Below are 20684 nucleotides of genomic sequence, written 5' to 3'. Positions count from 1 at the left end.
GCCCGGGACGACAGGTGGAGCTGACCGGCTGGTGGCATCATCGAGCCATGCCTGTGGTCGAAGTTGTTCGTGGCGACATCACCAGCGAGAACGTCGACGCCGTCGTGACCGCGGCGAACGAGTCGCTGTTGGGTGGCGGCGGTGTCGATGGGGCGATTCACCGTGCGGCGGGGCCTCGTCTGGCCCAGGCGGGGGCAGCGCTGGCTCCGTGTGATCCTGGCGATGCGGTTGCCACGCCAGCTTTTGACCTGGCGCCACCAATACGTCATGTCATTCACACCGTCGGCCCGGTCTGGGAAGGCGGCGGCTACGGCGAGGCTGACGTCCTGGCGTCGTGCTATCGGCGCAGCCTTGCGGTTGCCGATGAGATTGGCGCTCGCAGCGTCGCCTTCCCCGCCATCGCCACCGGCGTATACGGATTCCCGAGCGACCAGGCAGCGAAGATCGCAGTCTCGACCATCAGAGCAACGCCGACAAAGGTTGAGCATGTTCGCCTGGTCGCCTTCGACGACGCCACGTGCGAACTGCTGACTGCGGCGCTGCAGGGTTGACGTTGGTGGCTGTTCGGGCGACGGGTTGCGGTGCGTGGTGGGTGGGTAAGACCTGAATGTCGGGCACATGGGTACGCTGCACCGGCGGCGGCCTCAGCCAACTCCCGCCGCACCGGGGCCACCCACCGACGGGTGGCACCGTCGGTCGTTGCCCGTATCCGCAGATGAGAGGCGAACCCACACCATGACCGCGGTACCAGGCCAACGGTCTACTGCTGCTGCGGCTCCGGCGGCTGCCGAGCAGGCAGCGGAGGAGGACCTGCGGGCGTTGTTCGGGCAGTCCATCGCCGTCTTCGCGTCTCTGGCGGGGCCATCGCACCTGGTGGAGACGGCGAACCCGGCGTTCTTCGCCACCATCGGCGAAGAGCCGGCCCGGGTCGGGGTGGCGATCGCCGAGCTGATGCCCGAACTGGCCGGTCAGGGATTCATCGCTCTCCTGGACCAGGTCTTCCGCACGGGTGAGCCGTACACCGGCCGTGACGTCCGGGTGGTGCTGGGCAGCGGCCCGCAGGCCCGGGAGGCGTTCTTCGACTTCACCTACGAGCCGCGTCGAGACGCCGACGGCAACGTGACCGGGATCCGTGTGCTCGGGGTGGAGACCACGCAGGTCAAGCATGCCCAACGGCTGATGGCCGAACACCGTGCTCTGCTGGAGCAGATCGCCCGCCAGGCACCCCTGAGCGAGGTGCTCGACGGGATGGCTCGCTGTATCGAGAACCTCGCACCGCAGGAGGTGCTCGTCTCCGTCCTGCTCGCCGATCCCGACGCCCGGCACCTGCGCCACGGCGCCGCGCCGAGCCTGCCCGACTTCTACAACGAGGCCATCGACGGCATCGCGACCGGTGAAGGTGTCGGCTCGTGCGGCACCGCCGCCCACCGCCGGGAACCAGTCATCGTCACCGACATCGCCACCGATCCGTTCTGGGACGACTTTCGGGGTCTGGCCGACCAGGCCGGGCTGGCGGCCTGCTGGTCCACGCCGATCCTGGCCCGCGACGGCGGCCTGTTGGGCACCTTCGCGATGTATCACCGCACCCCGCGCGTCCCGCAGGACACCGACCTCGCCCTCACCCGGCTCTTCGCCGGCACGGCAGCCCTGGCCATCGAACGCCACCACATCGAGCAGGCGAAACTCGCCGCCGAGGCACGCGCCAAGTCGGCCAATGACGAGCTGGCCAAGGTGCTGCGCGTGGAGCGGGAACTGCGCGCCGAAGCTGAGCAGCGCGCCGCCGCCGCCGCCGAGCTCGCCTCTCAGATGCGTGCCGCCGCGGCCGCGCAGGCCGCCACGCCGCACCCCGAGCACTGCCAGCTCGGCGGTGCCGCCGGTTGCACCGCGCGAGCCGAGATCAAGATCGCCGATTCGTGGGGCGACGCGGCCTGGGGCTGCCCCGCCCACGTCGAAGAGGCCATCCTCAACGTGCGATCGGTGTTCATCGCCAGCGAGGAACTCGGCGGCCTGACCGCCTACCTCAACCGCTGATGGCTCGCGGGCGCCTGTTGGGCAGCTAGGGACGCCACTCCTTGCGGTAGTCGGGGTGCTCGTTGTACGACTGCACAAGCACTCGCAGCGCGTACGCGAGGCCAGGGAAGCGCTCGTCATCGGGGTCCATCGCCTCGTACTCCCGTGCCAGCATGTCGACCAGGTCGAGCCATACGTCGACGACACCGCAACAGATCGTTGATCGTCAACTTGTTGCACGCCTCGGCCGATGACAGGAACTGCTCCTGACGCCTGGGCCGCGTCGCTGGGAGCGATACCAGTGGGGCAAAATTCAACGCTCCCGATCGCTACACTCGCCGGAACGCCGGCACCGCCGCAGACCTCAGCCTGCGCCAATCCCCATCGACAGGAGACGCCTGTGACCCGCGACAAGGCGGCACCCCCCGGCATCGACCCCAACATTCCGAGCGTGGCCCGGGTCTATGACTTCTTCCTGGGTGGCAAGGACAACTTCGAGGTCGACCGAAAGGTCGCCGAGCACGCCCTGCGGATCACACCGGACGGGCCAGCAGCCGGCCAGGCCAACCGGGCCTTTCTGCGTCGAGTGATTCGCTTCCTCGTCGCCGAGGCGGGCATCGACCAGTTCCTCGACATCGGATCGGGGTTGCCCACCCAGGGCAACGTTCACGAGGTCGCCACCGAGCAGAACCCAGAGGCCCAGGTGGTCTATGTGGACAATGACCCGATAGTTCTGACGCACGGGCGGGCCCTGCTCGCCGCGGAGGGCACCGCGACGGTGATCCAGGCGGACATCCGTGAGCCGCAGGTGATCCTCAACCATCCGGAGGTACGTCGGTTCCTCGACTTCGACCGGCCGATCGGGTTGCTGCTCTTCGCGATTCTGCACCATCTCGGTGACGACGAGGACCCGAAGGCGGTGGCGGCCGCGCTGATCGACGCCCTACCCTCCGGCAGCTACGTGGCGATCTCGCACTTCCGCGACCCGGGCGAGCGAGACCCAGAGGGCTCCCGCAAGGCCCGCGAGGTCGAGCGGGTCTTCAACGAGTCGCTGGGCACCGGCCGCTGGCGTACCGACGAGGAGATCCTCTCGTTCGCCGATGGGCTGACAGTGCTGGAGCCGGGGCTGGTGCCGCTGGCCGAGTGGCGCCCAGAGCCGGACGCGCCGGCTACGGTGCAGACCGACACCTATCACACCTTCGTCGGGCTCCTCGCCCGCAAACCGTAGGCGCCGTCCTGCGGTGAGGTCCGTCGGCGGGAGCGCGCGCCCCGCCGACGGATCCACGCGTCAGATCTGAACTGGGGTTGTGCCGCCTCTGCCTACGGCGCAGGTTCCAGTACGACGACTGGGATCTCGCGGGTGGTCTTCCGCTCGTAGTCGGCGAAGCCTGGATACGCGACCTTCAAAGGGCTCCAGATCCGTTCCCGCTCGTCACCGACGGCAACTCTGGCGACCAACTCGATCTTGTCCGTACCGATCTCCGCATGGATCTTCGGGTGAGCGAGCAGGTTGTAGTACCAGTCGGGATTGGTAGGCGCGCCACCCTTGGACGCGAACACGGCATAACCGCCGTCCACCTCCTGGTACATCATCGGGTTCACGCGAGGCTGGCCGCTCTTGGCACCAAGCGTGTGCAACAGCAGCAGCGGAGCGCCGGCGAACTGACCGCCGACCTGCCCCCCGTTGGCGCGAAACTCCGCGATGATCTTGTCGTTGAAGTCGCTCATGCCTTCTCCTCGCCTCCGCGCACCGGCTCCGTCAACACGATTCTGACAGTCCCCGGCGCCCACGTGTTCAACCCGCTCGGCGTGACCGGTCCTGGATCAAACGCAAGAAGATGCGCCCACTGACAAGTTCTCTGCGAGGCGGCTGCTGGCCCTGCCGTCTTTCTGTCCGCAAGCGCAAAACTGCTCGCAACACGAACACCACGCCGAGTCCGAGGCAGACCCGATCGTGCCCAGGTAGTCGGACTGGCCGGAGAGCGTCGGTTCGGCCCGGTAGGCCGGGATGAACCGGATAACGGTGACCACGAGGACCACGCCGACGAGCACTGTGAGCACAGCGGCCGTCCACCGCAGACCCCGGTGGGTCACAGGCCGGTTCGCCCGTCGATGCACTCCCGCAGGAGGTCGGCGTGGCCAGCGTGCCGCGCATACTCCTCGATCACGTGGACAAGCACGTCGCGCATGGCGTGGCTGCCACTGTCGACCGGCACCTCGCGGCCCAGGTCGGCCTCCTCAAGGGCGTCGAGCCATTCGTCCGCCTTGGCGATCTCGGCCTTCCAGGTTGCAAAAGCGTCCTTCACCACCGCTGGGTCGGGGACCCCACTTCCGAAGTCCCAATCCGGGTCGTCCTCGTGCTCGTAAAGGCACGATGCGTCGGTCCGCCCTTGCAGCACACGCTGGAACCAGTGGTTCTCCATCTGAGCCAAATGGCGGACCAGGCCGAGCAAGCTCAGGGTGCTGGGCGGTACCGAGCGTCGGCCGAGCTGCTCGGCGTCCAGTCCGTCGCACTTCATCTCCATGGTCAGACGGTAGTTGCCGAGGTACTCCCGGTAGGTCGCCTTTTCGCCGACGGGCTGGCCGAAGGTCCTGGGGTCCTCCTCGGGGGCGGTCCACAGTTTGCTCACGGCGCCACCCAATCGCGGGCGGGTCGCACCAGTCAAGTGAGTTGCGGCGCACCAACTTCGACGGTCGCCAGGAGGAATTCGATCGCCGCTCGCCCATCGGCTGGAAGCGAATGTTGCCGCATCCGCGTCTTCGGCCAGAGGTTCAGCGTTCAGGACGTTGCCCGTGGGATCGATGCCTCAGATGACGGAACTGCGGCGAACTCCGGCAAGCTCACCCGCAACGCTTCATATCCATCTGCGGCACACGCGCAGACGTAGCCCTAGGCGAACCGGGACGCTGGCCGGCACCAGCGCAGCAACACCGGACTGCTTTGACCTACTAAGAGCTCACGCTGCACCGCGTGACCGCATCCCTCACAGGTCATGGCTCTCGCCCGTCAGATTCGTCAAGTACGCCGAGCGGCCGACCGTCTTGGGTGCGCCAGATGTAGTGGGTGTACTGGACGCGGTTCATGCTGCCCGACTGAGCCGGGTGCTCTCAGTTCGCCGGGATGCCGGCCTGATGCGCCAGCAGGCCCGCCTGGGTGCGGTTGTCGCAGCCGAGCTTATCCAACAGTCGGGAGACGTACCCCTTGACCGTCGCCTCGGAGAGGTGCAGCCGTCGGGCGATCTGCTGGTTGGAGCGGCCGGCGCCGAGACAGCCGAGGACCTCGACCTCCCGGGTGGTGAGCGTGGCGACCAGTTCGCGGACCCGCTCTCCGTCGTGCCGGCTCGCCACCAGCCGCTGGGTCGCGGACGGGGACAGCACCGTGTGCCCGGCGGCGGCGACCCGTACCAGGTTGACGAGATCCTCCGGCGCCGTCGACTTGAGCAGGAAACCGACGGCACCCGCCCGCATCGCCCGCAGCACGTACTCGTCGAGGTCGAACGTGGTCAGCGCGACGATCCTCGGCGGCGCCGAGGACCGGGTGAGGTGCTCGATGGCGGTGAGCCCGTCGACGCCCGGCATCCGCAGGTCCATCAGGACCAGGTCCGGACGGTATCGGGTCACCGCCTCCACGGCCTCCGCGCCGTCGTACGCCTCGCCGACCACCTCGACGTCCGGGGCTGCTTCGAGAATCGTCCGCAGGTAGGCGCAGACCATCCGTTCGTCGTCGACGAGCAGGATCCGGATCATCGCGTCGGGGTCGTGGGCACGTACCCGGGCAGGGTGGCCCGCACCGCGAAGCCGCCCTCCGGGGTCGCCGCCGCGGCCAGGGTGCCGCCCAGCACGTCGACCCGAGTCCGCAGGCCGGCCAGGCCGGAGCCCCCGCCGGCGCCGGCGAGGTCCGGGTCGGGGGCACGGTCGGGCCGGTCGTTGGTCACGGTCGCGCGGACCAGATCCGGCTGATAGCGGATCGACACGGTCACCTGCGAGCCCGGCGCGTGCTTGTGCACGTTCGTCAGGGATTCCTGCACCACCCGAAAGAGGGTGCGCCGCACGGCCGGTGCCAGTGCCGACGGGTCACCTTCCTCGTCGAGATGGACCGGCAGACCGACCGCGCGCGAGTCGGTCACGAGGTCGTTAAGGTCGCCCTCCGCAGCCCGGTCCTCCGCTGCGACGTGGGTTGTCGGTGGGTCGCCGTGCCGCAGCACACCGACCAGGTCGCGCAGCTCGGCCAGCGCCTGGCAGCCCGTCGTCCGCAGCTCCTCGGCGGCGTTGCGAACGGCGGGATCCGTGGTGCTGGTGCCCAGCGCCCCGGCGTGCAGCACCATCAGGTTGATCCGGTGGGTCACCACGTCGTGCATTTCGCCGGCGATCCGGAGCCGCTCGTCGCTACGGGCCTGTTCGGCAAGGAGCAGCCGTTCCCGCTCGGCGCGTTCGGCGCGGTCGAGCAGCTCCGCGACGAGCCGGCGGCGGGCACTCACGTAGAGGCCGAGCAGGGCCGAGATGGCCAGCAGTCCGGGCCCGCTGAACGGGTCGTCGACCGTCCAGAGCCGCGCGCCGAGCAGCCAGCACACCCCGAGCGCCGCGATCACCGCCCAGGACCGCCGACGGTCGCGACCGTAGACGATCACCGCGTAGGGCGCGAGGAAGACCGCCGACGCCGGGACCAGCAGGCTGACGCCGGCTATGACCAGGGCCATCGGGTACGGCCGGCGCCGACGCAGCAGCAGGGTGGCCGCCGCGCCGATCTGCACCGCCGCATAGAACGAGACGGGGGCCGGGAGATGCCTCGACCCGGCGCTCGGGAAGGCGACCTCACGGGCCACGCCGGCCGCGGCCGCGACGACGACCAGCAGCGCGTCGACGGCGAGTGGCGGCACCTTTCGGCGGTCCACCGCGCTCATGCGTTGCAGGTTAGTCGGGCCAGCCCGGATCGGCGCGGCGAGCGGCATGAGTACCGACGAAGGGACCGGGGGACGCGACGGAGGTAGGTGGCGGAGGCGACCTCCGGGCCTGTCCCGACCGGGTACGACTGCGGTGGCATTGCCGGATGGCACACTCAACCGATCCCCCGGCGCAACCGGCTGGGCTCCGCCGCATCGACGAACTTGACGCGCTGCGTGGGCTCGCGCTCCTCGGCATCGTCATGTTCAACATCGTTCAGATGACCCACCTGACCCGGGTTTCCGGACCGGCCGGTGAGCACCTGGGCGCGTACGTCTGGGAGCTGCTCTTCGTACAACGGCCGTTCCCGATCTTCTCGCTGCTCTTCGGGATCAGCTTCTCGCTCTTCCTGCGCACGGCGGCTCGGCGCGCCGACCGCCCCCGGCTGGTGTTGCTGCGCCGGCTGTTCTGGCTGGGCCTCTTCGGCGCGCTGCACACCCTGATCCAGCCCGGCGAGGTGCTGAAGTTCTACGCCGTGTTCGGGCTGGTCGTGCTCCTACCGGCGTCGTACCTGTCCCGCCGCTGGGCGCTCGGGCTGGGCATCGTGTTGACCCTCGCCGCCGCGCTGACCTTCAATGGCCTCTTCATCATCCCGGGCCTCTTCCTACTCGGCCTGGCGATCGCGGAGTACGGCATCCCGGACACGCTGCCGTCGCGGGGCCGGCAACTCGCGGTCGCACTCGCCGTCGCGGTGCCGGTCGCCGCGGTGACGGGCTGGTTGCAGTTCCGGGCTGGAGTCGGCCCGACCGCCAATTACCGCATCCTGCCGGCCGGCCTCGCCTTCGCCACCCTCTTCACCGTCGGGTTCCTGCTGCTGATGCGAACCGCCCTGCGACGCCCGCTCGGCGCACTGCTGTCGCCGCTCGGTCGGGTGGCGCTCACCAACTACGTCGCCGCGTCGTTCCTGATCGTGGCCGGTGACGCGCTGCTCGACATCGGCTCCCGGTCCTCCTACGGCGCAGTGGTCGGACTGGGCCTGGCGATCGGGGTCGTGCAGGCGATCTTCAGCGTGCTCTGGCTGCGCTCCTTCCGGTACGGCCCGCTCGAATGGCTCTGGCGGCGCCTCACCTGGTGGCAGCGGTTGCCGATCCGCCGCGCCTGATGAGCTGTCAGCTGTCAGCTGTCAGCCGACGCTGGCGACACCCTGCGGGAACTCGGCAGTCAAGCCCGCTTCATCCGCGCCTACCGGCCCCAAACCCACGGCAAAGCAGAACGATTCAACCGCAACTCTCTCCGCCCTCGTGCACGAAACGCACCAGCGCCCCAAGGACGGGGCAAGCATCGACTCGCATCTGGTCGCCCTGACCGAGAAGCAGGTGACGGAAGAACTGCACAGCAGCGGCGGGACGGTTCACGTTCGTAGCGACAACACGGCCTGAGCATCGACACGAGTGTGATCGGCGGGTGGCGTTTCGCAGCCGTTCGACGTTCCCGCGACGGGTCGCTGTGGCGGTGGACACGATGCCTCTGCTTGACCTTCGTTTGCCGCCGGGTGCGACGTAGCGTTGAGGGCTGCCCAGGGCGGTCCTCACGCCGCGCGCCTGGTTGACGCCGATCCGCAAGACGAAAATGGTGAACGCCGGGTGCCCGTGACGAGTGAACCCCAGGTGGTCGCGCTACCGCCGTCAGCTGCCGCACCAACGATCCCTGCGGTGTTCCGATCCGCCTCGGCCCCTGCCCGCCGCACGCTGGTCGACATTCTCGACGACTCCGTGCGCGCGCACGCCGACGCAGGTGCGCTCGACAGCGGTGCCACCATATTGACGTACCGCGACCTGGCCGATGAGGTCGAGGCCGTCCGAAGGTCGCTCGCCGGGCACAGCATCGGTGTCGGCGACCGTGTAGGCGTCCGGATCTCATCCGGTAAGGCCGAGCTGTACCTGGCGATCCTCGGCGTTCTCGCGGCGGGCGCGGCCTACGTGCCGGTCGACGCGGACGACCCCGAGGAACGCGCCGAGCTCGTCTTCGCCGAGGCGGGGGTCGTTGCGGCCCTCGGTGACGCGTTGGCGGTGTCGCTGCGTCGTACCCCCGCGGGTCGGACGGGTCGACCCGGCCCGGACGACGACGCTTGGATCATCTTTACCTCCGGGTCGACGGGCACCCCGAAGGGAGTGGCGGTCAGCCACGGCGCGGCGGCGGCTTTCGTGGACGCCGAGGCGGGGTTGTTCCTCGCCGACGAGGCGAGCGAGGCGGTCGGCCCGCGGGATCGGGTCCTGGCCGGGCTGTCGGTGGCGTTCGACGCGTCCTGTGAGGAAATGTGGTTGGCGTGGCGGCACGGCGCGTGTCTGGTGCCGGCCGCGCGGTCGCTCGTCCGCAGCGGTGTCGACCTCGGTCCGTGGTTGGCCGAGCAGCGCATCTCGGTGGTGTCGACGGTGCCGACGCTGGCTGCGCTGTGGCCGGTCGAGGCGTTGGAGGAGGTCCGGCTGCTGATCTTCGGTGGGGAGGCCTGCCCGCCGGAGCTCGCGCAGCGCTTGGCCGTCGAGGGTCGCGAGGTCTGGAACACGTACGGGCCGACCGAGGCGACGGTGGTCGCGTGCGCCGCGCGGATGACCGGCGAGGGACCGGTGCGCATCGGGCTGCCGCTGGCCGGCTGGGAGCTCGCCGTGGTCGACGGCTCTGGCGCGCCGGTGGCGATGGGTGAGACCGGCGAGCTGGTCATCGGCGGTGTGGGTCTCGCCCGCTACCTGGATCCGAGTAAGGACGCCGAGAAGTTCGCGGCGCTGCCAGCGCTCGGCTGGCAACGGGCGTACCGCAGCGGTGACATCGTCCGGGCGGAGCCCGAAGGGCTCCTGTTCGTCGGCCGCGGTGACGAGCAGGTGAAACTCGGTGGACGTCGGATCGAGTTGGGTGAGATCGACGCCGCGCTGCAGTCGCTGCCCGACATCGCCGGTGCCGCAGCGGCGGTGCAGCGCACCGCTGCGGGCAATCAGCTGCTGGTGGGGTACGTGGTTCCGCACGACGGCGTCCCGTTCGATGCGGCGACGGCGGCGCTGCGGATCCGTGAGCAGCTACCGGCCGCGCTCGTGCCGCTGCTGGCGGTGGTGGATGCGCTGCCGACCCGGACGTCCGGCAAGGTGGATCGGGCCGCGCTGCCCTGGCCGCTGGCCACCCCGCAGGACGCCGCGGGTGAGCTGACCGCGACGGAGGAATGGCTCGCTGGCGGTTGGGCGGAGATCCTGGGCGTACGCCCCACCGAGGCGGACGCGGACTTCTTCGCCCACGGCGGCGGCAGCCTGAACGCGGCGCAACTGGTGGCATGGATTCGGCGCCGGCACCCGCGCGTCTCGGTGGCCGACATCTACCTCCACCCGAAACTGTCGCGGCTCGCCGCGGTGCTCGACGCGCTCGACACCACGGCAGTGACGCGCCGTGAGGTCCGGCCGGTGCCGAGGCGCACCGGGCTGATCCAGGCCGTGATGATGGTGCCGATGCTCGCGCTGGTCGGGCTGCGCTGGCTGACCGTCCTGGCTGCCCTCGGCAACGTCTTCGCCCTGCTCGCCCCGGCACCCTGGGCACCGGTCGTGTCCTGGTGGTGGGTGGCACTGGGCTGGCTCCTGCTGTTCAGCCCGCTCGGCCGGATCGCCCTGGCCGCCGGAGGAGCGCGACTGCTGCTTCGCGGGACGCGCCCCGGCAGCTACCCGCGCGGTGGCGGCGTGCACCTGCGGCTGTGGGCCGCCGAACGCCTCGCCGAGCTGACCGGTGCCACCAGTGTCGCCGGAGCATCATGGATGCTCATCTACGCTCGGGCTCTCGGCGCGCAGATCGGGGCCGACGTCGACCTGCACGCCGCGCCGCCGGTGACCGGCCTGCTGAAGCTCGGCCGCGGCGCGGCGATCGAGCCGGAGGTCGATCTGTCCGGCCACTGGATCGACGGCGACGTCGTCCGCATCGGCAGGGTCCGCATCGGTGCCGACGCCCGGGTCGGGTCCCGCAGCACCCTGATGCCGGGTGCTCGGGTCGGCAAGGGCGCCCGCGTCGGTGCGGGCTCGACGGTGGTCGGCGCCGTACCGGCCAACCAACACTGGGCCGGCTCACCAGCCGCAGCCGCAGTTGCGAAGGATTCGGACGGGTGGCCCGGGCAGCGTCCCCCTCGATCGCGGACGGGTGCACGCCTCTGGCCGCTCGCGTACGGGATGACCGCCCAGTTGCTGGGGCTGGTTCCGGTCGTGGCCGCCCTGCCGGCACTCGCCCTGCTCGGCTGGACGCTCGCCACCCGTCCAGCGGTCGGCGCTGTGCTGGCCGCCGTCGCGGTGGCGACCGTCGTCTACGTGGTGGGCTATGCGCTGCTGGTGCTCGGGGCCGTCCGGGCACTCGGCATCGGCCTGCGCGCCGGGTACCACCCGGTGCAGGGGCGGGTGGCGTGGCAGGTCTGGACGACCGAGCGGCTGATGGGGATGGCCCGGGTGGGGCTGTTCCCGCTCTACGCCAGCCTTTTCACACCGGTGTGGTTGCGGCTGCTGGGCGCCAAGGTGGGGCGCGGTGTGGAGGCATCCACCGTGCTCGCGCTGCCGGCGATGACCACGGTCGCCGACGGGGCCTTCCTGGCCGACGACACCATGGTCGCGACCTACGAGCTGAGTCACGGGTGGCTGCGCGTCGCTCCGGCCCGCATCGGAAAGCAGGCGTTCCTCGGCAACTCGGGAATGGCTGCGCCCGGACGTTCGGTGCCGAAGCGGGGCCTGGTCGGGGTGTTGTCGTCAGCCCCGATCAAGGCGAAGAAGGGTTCGTCCTGGCTCGGCGCGCCGCCGATGCCGCTGCGCCGGACCGCGGAAGTCGCCGACACCAGCCGCACCTTCGACCCGCCGGTCCTGCTGAAGCTGGCCCGCGCAGCGATCGAGCTGTGCCGGATCGTTCCGGTGATGTGCGCCGGCGCCCTGGCGATCGGCGTCCTGGCCGTACTCGCGCTCGTCCGACAGGCTGCCGGTTGGTGGGTGGCCGCGTACGCCACCGGGCCGGTGCTGCTGAGTGCGGCGGTCGTCGCCGCCGCCATCGCGACGGCTGCGAAGTGGCTGCTGGTCGGGCGCTTCCGGGTCGCCGAGCGCGCGCTGTGGACCTCCTTCGTGTGGCGCAACGAGCTCGCGGACACGTTTGTCGAGGTCCTCGCCGCGCCGTGGCTGGTCCGTTTCGCGACCGGTACGCCACTGCTGACGGCGTGGCTGCGCACGCTCGGTGCGAAGATCGGCCGGGGCGTCTGGCTGGAGACCTACTGGCTGCCGGAGTACGACCTGGTGCGCCTCGGCGATGGCGCGACGGTGAACCGCGGTTGTGTGGTGCAGACCCACCTGTTCCATGATCGTGTAATGAGCATGGACCAGGTGACACTCGGCGAGGGAGCCACGCTGGGCCCGCACGGCATCGTCCTGCCGGGCGCGAGCATCGGCGCGCGGACCACCGTCGGGCCAGGTTCGCTGGTAACCCGCGGCGACGCCGTGCCAAGCGACAGCCGGTGGTTGGGCAATCCGATCACCACCTGGTCGGCGCCAGCGGCACGGTCGGCATGAATCCACAGGCGGCGTCGACGTCGAGCGGGGCAACGCCCGGCGCCGGTCGCTCCGGCGACTCCTACCTGCCCGAGCACGGCAACGGCGGCTACCGGGTACGGCACTACGACCTCGACCTCGACTACCGGGTCGTGTCGAACCGCCTCGCTGGCCGGGCGTACATCACCGCGGCGGCTTTGCAGTCGCTCTCTCGGTTCACTCTCGATCTCGGTCGGCTGCGCGTTCAGGATGTCCGAGTGGACGGGCGCCCGGCGAAGTACCTGCACCGGCCGGACAAGCTGCAGATCAAACCGGAGCGGCCGATCGGCGCCGGGGACACCTTCCGGGTGGAGATCCGGTACGCGGGAAAGCCGGTGCCCATCTCCGGCCGGTGGGGCGAGCTCGGGTGGGAGGAACTCACCGACGGGGTGCTCGTGGCCAGCCAGCCGAACGGATCGCCGTCGTGGTTTCCGTGCGATGACCAACCCGGTGCCAAGGCCACCTTCCGGGTGGCAGTCACAACCCCCTCCCCGTACACCGTCCTGGTGACCGGTGATCCCGTACTCCGTCAGCGGGGCGCGGGCAGCACGACCTGGGTGTACGAGCGCCGCGAGCCCACCTCGCCGTACCTGATGAGCGTGCAGATCGGACGCTACGAGATTGTTGATTTGGCTGTCGGTGAGGTGGCGCAGCGCGCGGCGATCCCGCCCGCGCTGCGCCGGAACGTCGCGCACGACTTCGGCCGACACGGTGAGATCATGTCGGCGCTGCAGCGGCTTTTCGGGCCGTACCCCTTCCGGGAGTACGTCGTCGTGGTCGCCGACGACGACCTCGATGATCCGGTCGAAGCGCAGGGCATGGCGGTCTTCGGACGCAATCACGTCGACGGGCGACGCACGCACGAGCGGCTGATCGTGCACGAACTGGCCCACCAGTGGTTCGGCAACAGCCTCACGGTGGCGGACTGGCGGCACATCTGGCTCAACGAAGGCTTCGCCACCTACGCCGAGTGGCTGTGGTCCGGCGTCTGCGGCGACCTGCCAACAGACGCCCTGGCCGCGCAGTGGTACGCGTGGGTCGCGGCTCGCCCGCGCCACGTCGTCGTCGCAGATCCCGGCGTCGGCCGGATGTTCGACCCGCTGGTCTACAAGCGTGGCGCGCTGACGGTGCACGCGCTGCGGAAGAGGATCGGCGACGAGCCGTTCTTCACGCTCCTGCGGGCCTGGGTCGCCGAGCACCAACACGCGACGGTGACGACCGAGCAGTTCCGTCTGCATGCCCAGCGCTTCGCCCGCGAGCCCTTGGACGGCCTGTTCGCCGCCTGGCTCGACAGCCCGACGCTGCCTCCACCACCTCGCTGACCAGGCCGGACGCGACCGCCTCCCGAAACCGAGTGCCGGTCCCGGCACCTCGAAGGTCACGGCCGGAGCGGCGGGCTACGAGCAACGTTCACTCACCATCGCGCGGGGCCGGCGCAAGCAGCTGCGAGGGCGCGACATCGGCCAGTGGTTCGGCGTCGGGGCCGGTGGCAGCAGCGCGGCGATACCGGCGCGTGTGGCCAGCACGATCAGTCGGTCGGTGCGGACCAGTAGACGACGTTCCGGCAACGACCAGATCGTCTGTCCCGTCCGACCGGTCCGCACCGCGATCACCCCTCACTGCGCCGGCCGGTCGACGTCGTGGCAGTACCGTCCCTCGAGTTCGGACCCGGCACCGACGGGGAACTCGGCCACCAGCAGCACCCGGCGGCCGACCGAGATGGGGTCGATGACCACGCTGAGTTCCGAAGCGAGGTCAGCACAGTCGCGTACGTGGTGGTCGCTCAACGACGGAGGGACAACGGTGACCGCGACACCGTGATGTGGACACTGGTAGGGCCGAGACCAGCCGCGCTGCACCCGATGTAAGCCACACATACCGCAAAGCCCGTTACCGATGACTCCGTTAACGGGCTTCTGAACTGCACAAACTGAGAGTGGGCGATGCTGGTAACGAACCAGCGACCTCTTCGGTGTTAAACAGAACGCTGCACCCACTCTGACCTGCAGAAACGAGAAGCCGCAGGCAGGGCTGGGTGCAGTTGAGCGCCATTCGATGCCGTTGGAGGCAGTTCAAGGCCGTCCAGGGCACCCTGCTGCTCCCAATCTGCTCCCCGTACACCTGGCTCGCAGCGGACCGCGGAGCGATCGGAAGGCCGCCGGTCCAGTGCTGTGGCTGGCACCAGCGCTGGCTCCCGCAGCCCCATCGGTCAATCGGGGAGCACGCCCAGGACGCCCGCGTCATGTCAGCCGCATGAGGGCGCACCTTGCATCTAGCTTCGATGGCTACTGCTTCCGTCACGGCAGATCGCGGCGCAGGATGTAGTTGAAGCCGAACTCCGTCTCCGTGGAGCGGACGTCGATGTAGCCGAGCCGATGGTAGAAGCCATGCCCTGTGATGCTCGCTCCGGTTTCCATGTGGTCGTAGCCGTCGATCACCGCCAGCGCCTCGATGTGGCGCATGAGGAGCCGTCCTATGCCGCGACCAGCGGCCCACGGGTGCACGAACATGGTGTAGACCTTGTTGCCGTCACGGGAGACCGTGCCGGCGATCCCGTTTGTCTCCGCGACGAACATCTGTCGTTGGATGGCGAGTTCCTTGATGCGTTGCTCGGTGAAGTGGTCGCACATCCGCTCGATGACCTCCCTCGGATAGTCGCGACTGTTGACCTCACGCAGGCAGCGTTCGATGAGGCCCGCCACGGCGGGGGCATCGGCGATGTCGAACCGTCTTATCTTCACCATCGATCTATCTTGCATCTCGACTTCATGGTCGCGGACCGAGACGCCGCCGAGGCTGGGAGGCCACGGGCTACACCAACTCAGCTCGGGTGACCGACCCGCGCAGACGATGGCCATAGTGCTGCTCACAGGCGGATCACCGCGCCCCGCACCAGCCCCGAGGTGCCCGCTGGAGGACATGAGCGGACGTCGTCCGACTGGACAACCGGAAGCACCATGGCTGACCTCTTCGGATCCGCCGAAAAGGTCTCCAGCCCGAAAGTCCTGGTCAGGAGCACTGCAAGTGGGATCGGTCAAGGCCGTTCAGGGCACCCCGCTGCTCCCAACCTGCTCCCCAAACCGGGCTCGCGGTAGCTGGGGCGGTGTATGCGGATCCGATGGGCGGCGCCCCGACGTCTTGAGCGCCGGCATCGGCGGTCGGGCTGGTGTCACGCCCGATCGCGGACGGATCTATGCCGGCTCGCGCACGCCGCCGGCGTTGCCACCGTCGTCTGGCATCGGTTCGGCCGGGGCTTCGGGCAGTTCGTCCTGCGCGCCAGGCAGAAGGACGCCCGCGTCGTCGGGCACCGGTTCACGCGGGTCGATGGGCGGATACTGTTCGGGGTCGAGATCCGGTCCAGTCATCAGGCGACTATCCGTCGTCTTCCGGACTGCCGCTCGTCGGGCACGTGAGCCGGGCGGCCTTCCCCTCGCCGTAAAGCGGTTCCAGAAGCAGCACGCCATCCGGCGAGTAGAAATACTCGCGTACATGCCGGGCCAAGTCTTCGATCTTCGGGTCTTCCCCCTGCGACAACCACTCAGACAGGTGCGCGTGCTCGTCGGTGTGTCCGTTCTCGAGGAGCCACTGCAGCGTTTCGCCTCTGCCCGCTCCGAAGATGGCCTGGGCATCGAAGCCGATGCCCAGGTCCATCTCACCCGTGCGGAACTTCGCTCCACACAGGCGGGGTGCGTCCGCGGGATCACCGATCAGGAACAGCAGGAAGGCCGTCACGTAGATCTGCTCGTACTCGTCGCTCTCGCCCGTGTCCGGACCTTCGCGCCACGTCCTTTCGAGGTCGAAGACCTTTCGGAGTATCGCGTGCTGTGGGCCAGGGTCATCCACTTCAACCATCCGGAGCGCCTCCCGGCGCAAAGCCGGACTCGAGAGGTTCAAAGACTCGGCCATGAGTGCACGCTAGTTGGAGTGCGCACTCATCGGATTCGCCGAAGAGGTCTCCAGGCTGAAGGGCCTGGTCACGTCGCTGCTCGGTGGCTCAGTGTCCTAACTGACTACACCAGCTACCGAACCGGTGGCGCCGGATAGCGTTCGGATCGTCGCGACCAGTCCGGGCTTTGCTGGAGGTCATTCAGCCGGGTGAGTCCATGGCGGCCCAGACCGAGAACCAGCCGCGCTGCTCCCAATCTAAGCCGCGCATACGGCGAAGCCCGTTACCGGCTACTCCGGCAACGGGCTACTGACCTGCACGAACTGAGAGTGGGCGATGCTGGTATCGAACCAGCGACCTCTTCGGTGTGAACGAATGCCGGGCGATGGCCCTGACCTGCGGTTACGCGGCGTGACCTGCGGCGGGGGTCCGCAGAACGTAGGCACGTTTAGGCGCTTTCAACATGGCGAATCAAGATCATGACTCACGGGTGACTCACGAGCCGGCTGACCGCGCCCGCTTCATCGCCTGCCGCGCCCGATCGAACCGGTCCTCGCGGGAGTGCAGGTACCGCTGTGCGGACCGCAGATCCTCGTGTCCCATCAACGCCATGATGTCGTGCACCGGCACACCCTCGTCCGCCAACCGGGTACCGAACCCGTGCCGCAGATCGTGGGGCGTTGGCTGCGGGTCGGCCAGGCTGGCGCCGACGACCGCCGCCCGGTACGCGTGACCCTTCACCATCGGCCGCTCCGGCAGCCCGCGCAGCGCTGGCGTCCACACCCGCCTGTGCCAGTTCGAGTACCGCAGCGCCTCGCCCTTCTCCGACGTGAAGACGAGCCGTCCCGGTCCGCCCTTCGGGAACACGCCGGCCACCTCCCGCGCGGCCAGCTTCGCCGCCGCGATCCGCTTCACGAGGTGCTCCCCGTAGGTCACCGTCCGGTTCCCGGCGGCGCTCTTCGCGTACGGCCGGCACGTCCCGTCGCGCTCCATCACCCACGCGATGTTGATCCGGTGCTTGCGGGTGTCGACCATCTCCGGCGGGATCGCCGCAGCCTCTTCCCATCTCATCCCGGTGTCGGCGATCAGCTCGACGAACAGGCTGGCGTCGGCGCGGCCGGGGAACATCCGGTCGAGCGCGTCGACCAGCTGCCGCTCCTCCCCCGGGTCGAGGATGCGGTCGACGTGCGCGTTGCGCTTCGGCCGGCTGACGCCCCGGGCGGGGTTGTCACGGATCAACTTCGCCTCGACGGCCAGGTCGAGGACGGCACGCAGCACCCCGAGGGCGCCCTCGATCGTCGCCGCGCCGACCGGCGGCTTACACCCCGGGCACGTGGTCCGCTTGCGGCAGCTGGCCTTGTGGGTGCTCTCCATCTCGACGACCCACGCGGTCACGTCGGGCTTGAGGATCGTGCCGACGGGTGTCTTCGCCCAGCGGGGTTCGACGTGCACCCCCCAGTGCGAGGCGTCGCGTTTCCGGCTGGCCATCTCCAACCGCCGGCTGGTCGTGCCCCACTTCTCCCAGCACTCCCCCACGGTCTTTTTGCCGGCGCGGGGGTCGATCCAGTCGCCGCGGCTGATGTCCGCTTCCAGGTCGCGGGCCCACGTCTGGGCGCCGCCCTTGAGCCGGAACGTCTCGGTGACGCGGTCAGGGTCGCTGCCCTTGGGCAGCCTGACGGTGGCCGCCCACAGGTTCGAGGGCAGCTGGCGAATCCAGGCCATCGAGCTACATCTCCTTAGCCTGGTCGATCCACCACTTCACCTCGTCGACGTGCCGCTCGGAGTCCTTGGCCCGTAAGGCTTGCAGGCGTTGGATCATGCGCTGCTTGACGCGCGGCGGCACATCGGATTCGAGGATGACCCGCATCGCCGGGTCGTCGGCGTCGGCCGGGGCCTGGTCGCCGGCGATCTCGTCGGGGCTGTAGAAGCCGGCGCGGACGAGCAGTGGGCCTGGCTTGACGTGCAGCGCGTTGGCGACCTGGCGGATGCTGTCTTCGGAGACGTCCGTCTCTTGGGTGAGCCAGCGGCGGACGGTCTTGTAGGTGACGCCGACCAGCTTCGCGAAGGCGGTGGTGTTTCCGCCTGCCTCGTCGCGGACGAGCTGGGCGACGACGGCGGCCCAGGCTTCTCGGTTGACGGTGCGTTCTCCCACCTCCACACCGTATCGGACACGCATGTCCGTGAGGGGTAGGCGGGGGCCTCGGAACCTCACGACGAGCGGCGGTTTTGCAGGGGTCGGGTGGGTTCGTTTCTGCGACGTGCGGTGTGCGCGCAACTCCTGAGCGATCGCGGTTCGCCGGTTGCGACGTGCCTGCAGCGTGGACATGGATGACAGTCTACGGACACGCGTGTCCGTAGTTCAACCGTTCGGCTGGACATGAATGCCGAGGTGCACAGGCGGCGCGCCGCCCCTTGCTATGACGTGCATGTCCTAGTAACTTAGCCCTCATGAGTACGGACATCCATGACACAGTAAAGCCGGACACGGCTGGGATACGTCTGGACGTCGCCCATCACACCGAGCTGTTCGCCGCGATCGGCTGCGACACCCCGGCGAAGATCGCGGCGGAAACCGGAGTCACCGAGCGCACCGTCCGCCGGGCCCGCCAGGGCGTCATCGGCGAGGTCTTCATCGCCCAGACGATCGCCGCGCTTCAGCGCCGCGACGCGCAGCTGCGCGCGGCCGGCATGAAGGCACCCATCCTCGACGAGCTGTTCACCGTCGTCACCACCTCGGCCGCCAGCACCCCGGCGGCCTGACCGTGTCGGCCCTGGACCTGCTCACCGTCAACGAGACCGCCGCGCTGATGCGCGTCGACAAGCAGACGGTCTACCGCCTGATCTGGGCCGGCGAACTGACCTGGGTCGACATCTCCAAGCCCGGTGCCAAGAAGGCCCGGATCCGTATCCGCCCGTCGGCCATCGAGGCGTGGGCGGATTCCCGAGAGAAGGCAGGCAAGGCCGCATGAGCACGAGCCCGAGCAACCCCACTCCCCCGGCTGGTCCCGGTCGCCTCAACCTGGCCGCCCAGCTCGCCAGCCTCCTCGACATCAAGGGGCGCGCCAAGCGGGCTGCCGCCGCCAAGACCGCCGGGTCGTACGGCAGCTCGGTGAGCCCGCTGACGGCGGAGCGTCGCGAGGACAACTACCGCCGGCAGAACGGCACCGACCGGCTGACCGCGCGTCAGCAGCGCCGGGCGGACCACAAGGCGGAACGCGCGCGCCGGACGAGGGCCTGATCTGAGTTTCCGGCCCGTTCGGGATCCCGACCCGGCGATCGCTACGACCGGGCGGGCCGGACGCACCACCTCGAACAGCAAGAACGCGGGCCACCTCTAGCCAGGTGACCCGCGCCAACCGACCTCATCCCAACTCCCGAAGGAGCCCAAGGTCGATGAACGAGAACCCTACCAACGAGACTCCCGCCGGCGAACTGCAGCGCCGCGACCACGTGCTCCTGACCAACCGGCCGCACGTCTACCGGGTCGAGCAGGCCCACCGCTACACCGACCACGACAAGGACGGCGACGCCGTCGAAAAGGTGCTGCTGGTCGTCACGCGGATCGGCGACACCGTGCCGCAGGGCGAACGCCTTTGGGCTAACGAGCCGGTGCGGGTGGCAACCGACGACGAGGTCGCGGAGGCGTCGGCCGTCGCGTTGCGGGCCGAGGTCGTGGCCGGGCTGAAGAAGCTGGCCGGGCTGATCGAGGAACACAAGCCGCAGCTGAAGGTGTGGCCGGGGCTGGGCATGAACGTGCAGCTGGCGGACGGCGAGGTGTCGCGTCTCGCGGCGGCGTTGGGTCTGGAGTTGCTCGACGGGTACGGCGCGAGCAAGTCCAAGCGGGCGACGTGGCAGTCGACCCAGTCCGACCTGGGCGAGGGGCTGTCCGTCTACTTCGAGGGCATGCCGGCTCCGGAGCCGGTCGAGGCCCAGGCGGACGAGCTGCCGGCCGACGAGGTCGAGCAGGTCTGGGTCTTCACGTTCGGCTCCGGTCAGGAGCACGACGGAAGGTACGTGCTGATCTACGGCACGCGCGCGGAGGCGCGGGCCGAGATGGTCCTGCACTTCGGCAACCGCTGGTGCGACCAGTACGCGTCGACGAAGGCGGCCGGCGTAAACGAGTTCGGCCTGACCCAGCTGGCGAAGACCGAGTGGCCGGCGGCCGCCGAGCAGGAGCACCGTCACTCGGGCGGCACGGCCGGCGGTCCGGGCGAGAACAGCGTCACCTGTGAGTGCGGGGCCTCGTTCTCTGGCTTCGACTCGCAGGCCGACGCGATGGTGCTGCTTAACGGGCACATCGCCGACGAGCAGTCGGGGCGGTGACCGGA

Annotated in this window: 20 protein-coding genes; 10 read left to right on the top strand and 10 right to left on the bottom strand. The window is 69.3% G+C overall.

Annotated features, from left to right (window positions below; translation table 11 throughout):
- The first annotated feature begins 47 nt into the window (after positions 1 to 47).
- Together ABZS40_RS20840 and ABZS40_RS20835 are read left to right on the top strand one after the other, a co-directional pair.
- A complete protein-coding gene (locus ABZS40_RS20840) occupies positions 48 to 551 on the top strand; it encodes an O-acetyl-ADP-ribose deacetylase (protein ID WP_354944936.1) in 504 nt (167 codons plus the stop codon).
- Positions 552 to 735: 184 nt separating this feature from the next.
- On the top strand, positions 736 to 2031 hold the full coding sequence (locus tag ABZS40_RS20835; protein ID WP_354944935.1) for a GAF domain-containing protein: 1296 nt from the start codon (positions 736 to 738) through the stop codon (positions 2029 to 2031).
- Between the two features lie 25 nt (positions 2032 to 2056).
- On the opposite strand, the gene ABZS40_RS20830 is transcribed toward ABZS40_RS20835, so the two are convergent.
- Complete coding sequence (locus tag ABZS40_RS20830; RefSeq protein WP_354944933.1) at positions 2057 to 2185, bottom strand: DUF6221 family protein; 129 nt, start codon at positions 2183 to 2185, stop codon at positions 2057 to 2059.
- 225 nt (positions 2186 to 2410) lie between these two features.
- Here ABZS40_RS20830 and ABZS40_RS20825 point away from each other — a divergent pair, with 225 nt between their 5' ends.
- The gene (locus ABZS40_RS20825; RefSeq protein ID WP_354944931.1) at positions 2411 to 3238 is read left to right on the top strand and encodes an SAM-dependent methyltransferase; all 828 of its coding nucleotides are present in this window, start codon (positions 2411 to 2413) and stop codon (positions 3236 to 3238) included.
- Between the two features lie 92 nt (positions 3239 to 3330).
- Here the strand turns inward: ABZS40_RS20825 and ABZS40_RS20820 are convergent, their stop codons facing one another.
- The 4 genes from ABZS40_RS20820 to ABZS40_RS20805 all read right to left on the bottom strand — a co-directional run bounded on the left by ABZS40_RS20820 (position 3331) and on the right by ABZS40_RS20805 (position 6911).
- Entirely contained in the window at positions 3331 to 3738 is a 408-nt protein-coding gene (locus tag ABZS40_RS20820; protein ID WP_354944929.1) for a nitroreductase family deazaflavin-dependent oxidoreductase, read from the bottom strand.
- A gap of 362 nt (positions 3739 to 4100) precedes the next feature.
- Positions 4101 to 4640, bottom strand: a complete 540-nt coding sequence (locus ABZS40_RS20815) for a DinB family protein (RefSeq protein WP_354944927.1) — start codon at positions 4638 to 4640, stop codon at positions 4101 to 4103.
- A gap of 478 nt (positions 4641 to 5118) precedes the next feature.
- Positions 5119 to 5757 (bottom strand): response regulator transcription factor, encoded by a 639-nt coding sequence (locus ABZS40_RS20810; protein ID WP_354944926.1) that lies wholly within the window; start codon positions 5755 to 5757, stop codon positions 5119 to 5121.
- Positions 5754 to 6911 carry a histidine kinase gene (locus ABZS40_RS20805; protein ID WP_354944924.1) on the bottom strand — a complete coding sequence of 386 codons (1158 nt, stop codon included), beginning with the start codon at positions 6909 to 6911 and terminating at the stop codon, positions 5754 to 5756. The genes ABZS40_RS20810 and ABZS40_RS20805 overlap by 4 nt, the downstream gene beginning before the upstream one ends.
- Positions 6912 to 7057: 146 nt before the next feature.
- Between ABZS40_RS20805 and ABZS40_RS20800 the strand changes: the two genes are divergently transcribed.
- The 3 genes from ABZS40_RS20800 (at position 7058) to ABZS40_RS20790 (ending at position 13792) form a co-directional block, all read left to right on the top strand.
- Positions 7058 to 8053 carry a DUF418 domain-containing protein gene (locus ABZS40_RS20800; protein ID WP_354944923.1) on the top strand — a complete coding sequence of 332 codons (996 nt, stop codon included), beginning with the start codon at positions 7058 to 7060 and terminating at the stop codon, positions 8051 to 8053.
- A gap of 481 nt (positions 8054 to 8534) precedes the next feature.
- Positions 8535 to 12452: a Pls/PosA family non-ribosomal peptide synthetase gene (locus ABZS40_RS20795; RefSeq protein WP_354944922.1), complete on the top strand. Its 3918-nt coding sequence runs from the start codon at positions 8535 to 8537 to the stop codon at positions 12450 to 12452.
- Positions 12449 to 13792 carry a M1 family metallopeptidase gene (locus ABZS40_RS20790; RefSeq protein WP_354944968.1) on the top strand — a complete coding sequence of 448 codons (1344 nt, stop codon included), beginning with the start codon at positions 12449 to 12451 and terminating at the stop codon, positions 13790 to 13792. Before ABZS40_RS20795 ends, ABZS40_RS20790 begins: the two co-directional genes overlap by 4 nt.
- 975 nt (positions 13793 to 14767) lie before the next feature.
- Here ABZS40_RS20790 and ABZS40_RS20785 read toward each other — a convergent pair.
- The 5 genes from ABZS40_RS20785 to ABZS40_RS20765 all read right to left on the bottom strand — a co-directional run bounded on the left by ABZS40_RS20785 (position 14768) and on the right by ABZS40_RS20765 (position 18508).
- The gene (locus ABZS40_RS20785; RefSeq protein WP_354944921.1) at positions 14768 to 15328 is read right to left on the bottom strand and encodes a GNAT family N-acetyltransferase; all 561 of its coding nucleotides are present in this window, start codon (positions 15326 to 15328) and stop codon (positions 14768 to 14770) included.
- A 333-nt stretch (positions 15329 to 15661) separates the two neighbouring features.
- Positions 15662 to 15835, bottom strand: coding sequence for a hypothetical protein (locus ABZS40_RS20780; protein ID WP_354944920.1), 174 nt, complete (start codon positions 15833 to 15835; stop codon positions 15662 to 15664).
- Positions 15836 to 15842: 7 nt separating this feature from the next.
- Complete coding sequence (locus ABZS40_RS20775) at positions 15843 to 16376, bottom strand: hypothetical protein (RefSeq protein ID WP_354944919.1); 534 nt, start codon at positions 16374 to 16376, stop codon at positions 15843 to 15845.
- 475 nt (positions 16377 to 16851) lie between these two features.
- The gene (locus ABZS40_RS20770) at positions 16852 to 18078 is read right to left on the bottom strand and encodes a site-specific integrase (protein WP_354944918.1); all 1227 of its coding nucleotides are present in this window, start codon (positions 18076 to 18078) and stop codon (positions 16852 to 16854) included.
- Positions 18079 to 18082: 4 nt separating this feature from the next.
- Positions 18083 to 18508, bottom strand: coding sequence for a helix-turn-helix transcriptional regulator (locus ABZS40_RS20765; protein ID WP_354944917.1), 426 nt, complete (start codon positions 18506 to 18508; stop codon positions 18083 to 18085).
- Positions 18509 to 18804: 296 nt separating this feature from the next.
- Between ABZS40_RS20765 and ABZS40_RS20760 the strand changes: the two genes are divergently transcribed.
- The 4 genes from ABZS40_RS20760 to ABZS40_RS20745 all read left to right on the top strand — a co-directional run bounded on the left by ABZS40_RS20760 (position 18805) and on the right by ABZS40_RS20745 (position 20679).
- Positions 18805 to 19116 (top strand): hypothetical protein, encoded by a 312-nt coding sequence (locus ABZS40_RS20760; protein ID WP_354944915.1) that lies wholly within the window; start codon positions 18805 to 18807, stop codon positions 19114 to 19116.
- A 2-nt stretch (positions 19117 to 19118) separates the two neighbouring features.
- Positions 19119 to 19325, top strand: coding sequence for a helix-turn-helix domain-containing protein (locus tag ABZS40_RS20755; protein WP_354944914.1), 207 nt, complete (start codon positions 19119 to 19121; stop codon positions 19323 to 19325).
- A complete protein-coding gene (locus ABZS40_RS20750) occupies positions 19322 to 19594 on the top strand; it encodes a hypothetical protein (protein WP_354944913.1) in 273 nt (90 codons plus the stop codon). Before ABZS40_RS20755 ends, ABZS40_RS20750 begins: the two co-directional genes overlap by 4 nt.
- Positions 19595 to 19749: 155 nt before the next feature.
- On the top strand, positions 19750 to 20679 hold the full coding sequence (locus ABZS40_RS20745) for a hypothetical protein (RefSeq protein WP_354944912.1): 930 nt from the start codon (positions 19750 to 19752) through the stop codon (positions 20677 to 20679).
- Positions 20680 to 20684 lie beyond the last annotated feature (5 nt).

Source organism: Micromonospora sp. NPDC005324 (genome assembly GCF_040607155.1).
GTDB lineage: Bacteria > Actinomycetota > Actinomycetes > Mycobacteriales > Micromonosporaceae > Micromonospora > Micromonospora trifolii.
The sequence above is the reverse complement of the archived record's forward strand: the minus strand, read 5'-3'. Positions and strand labels throughout refer to the sequence as shown.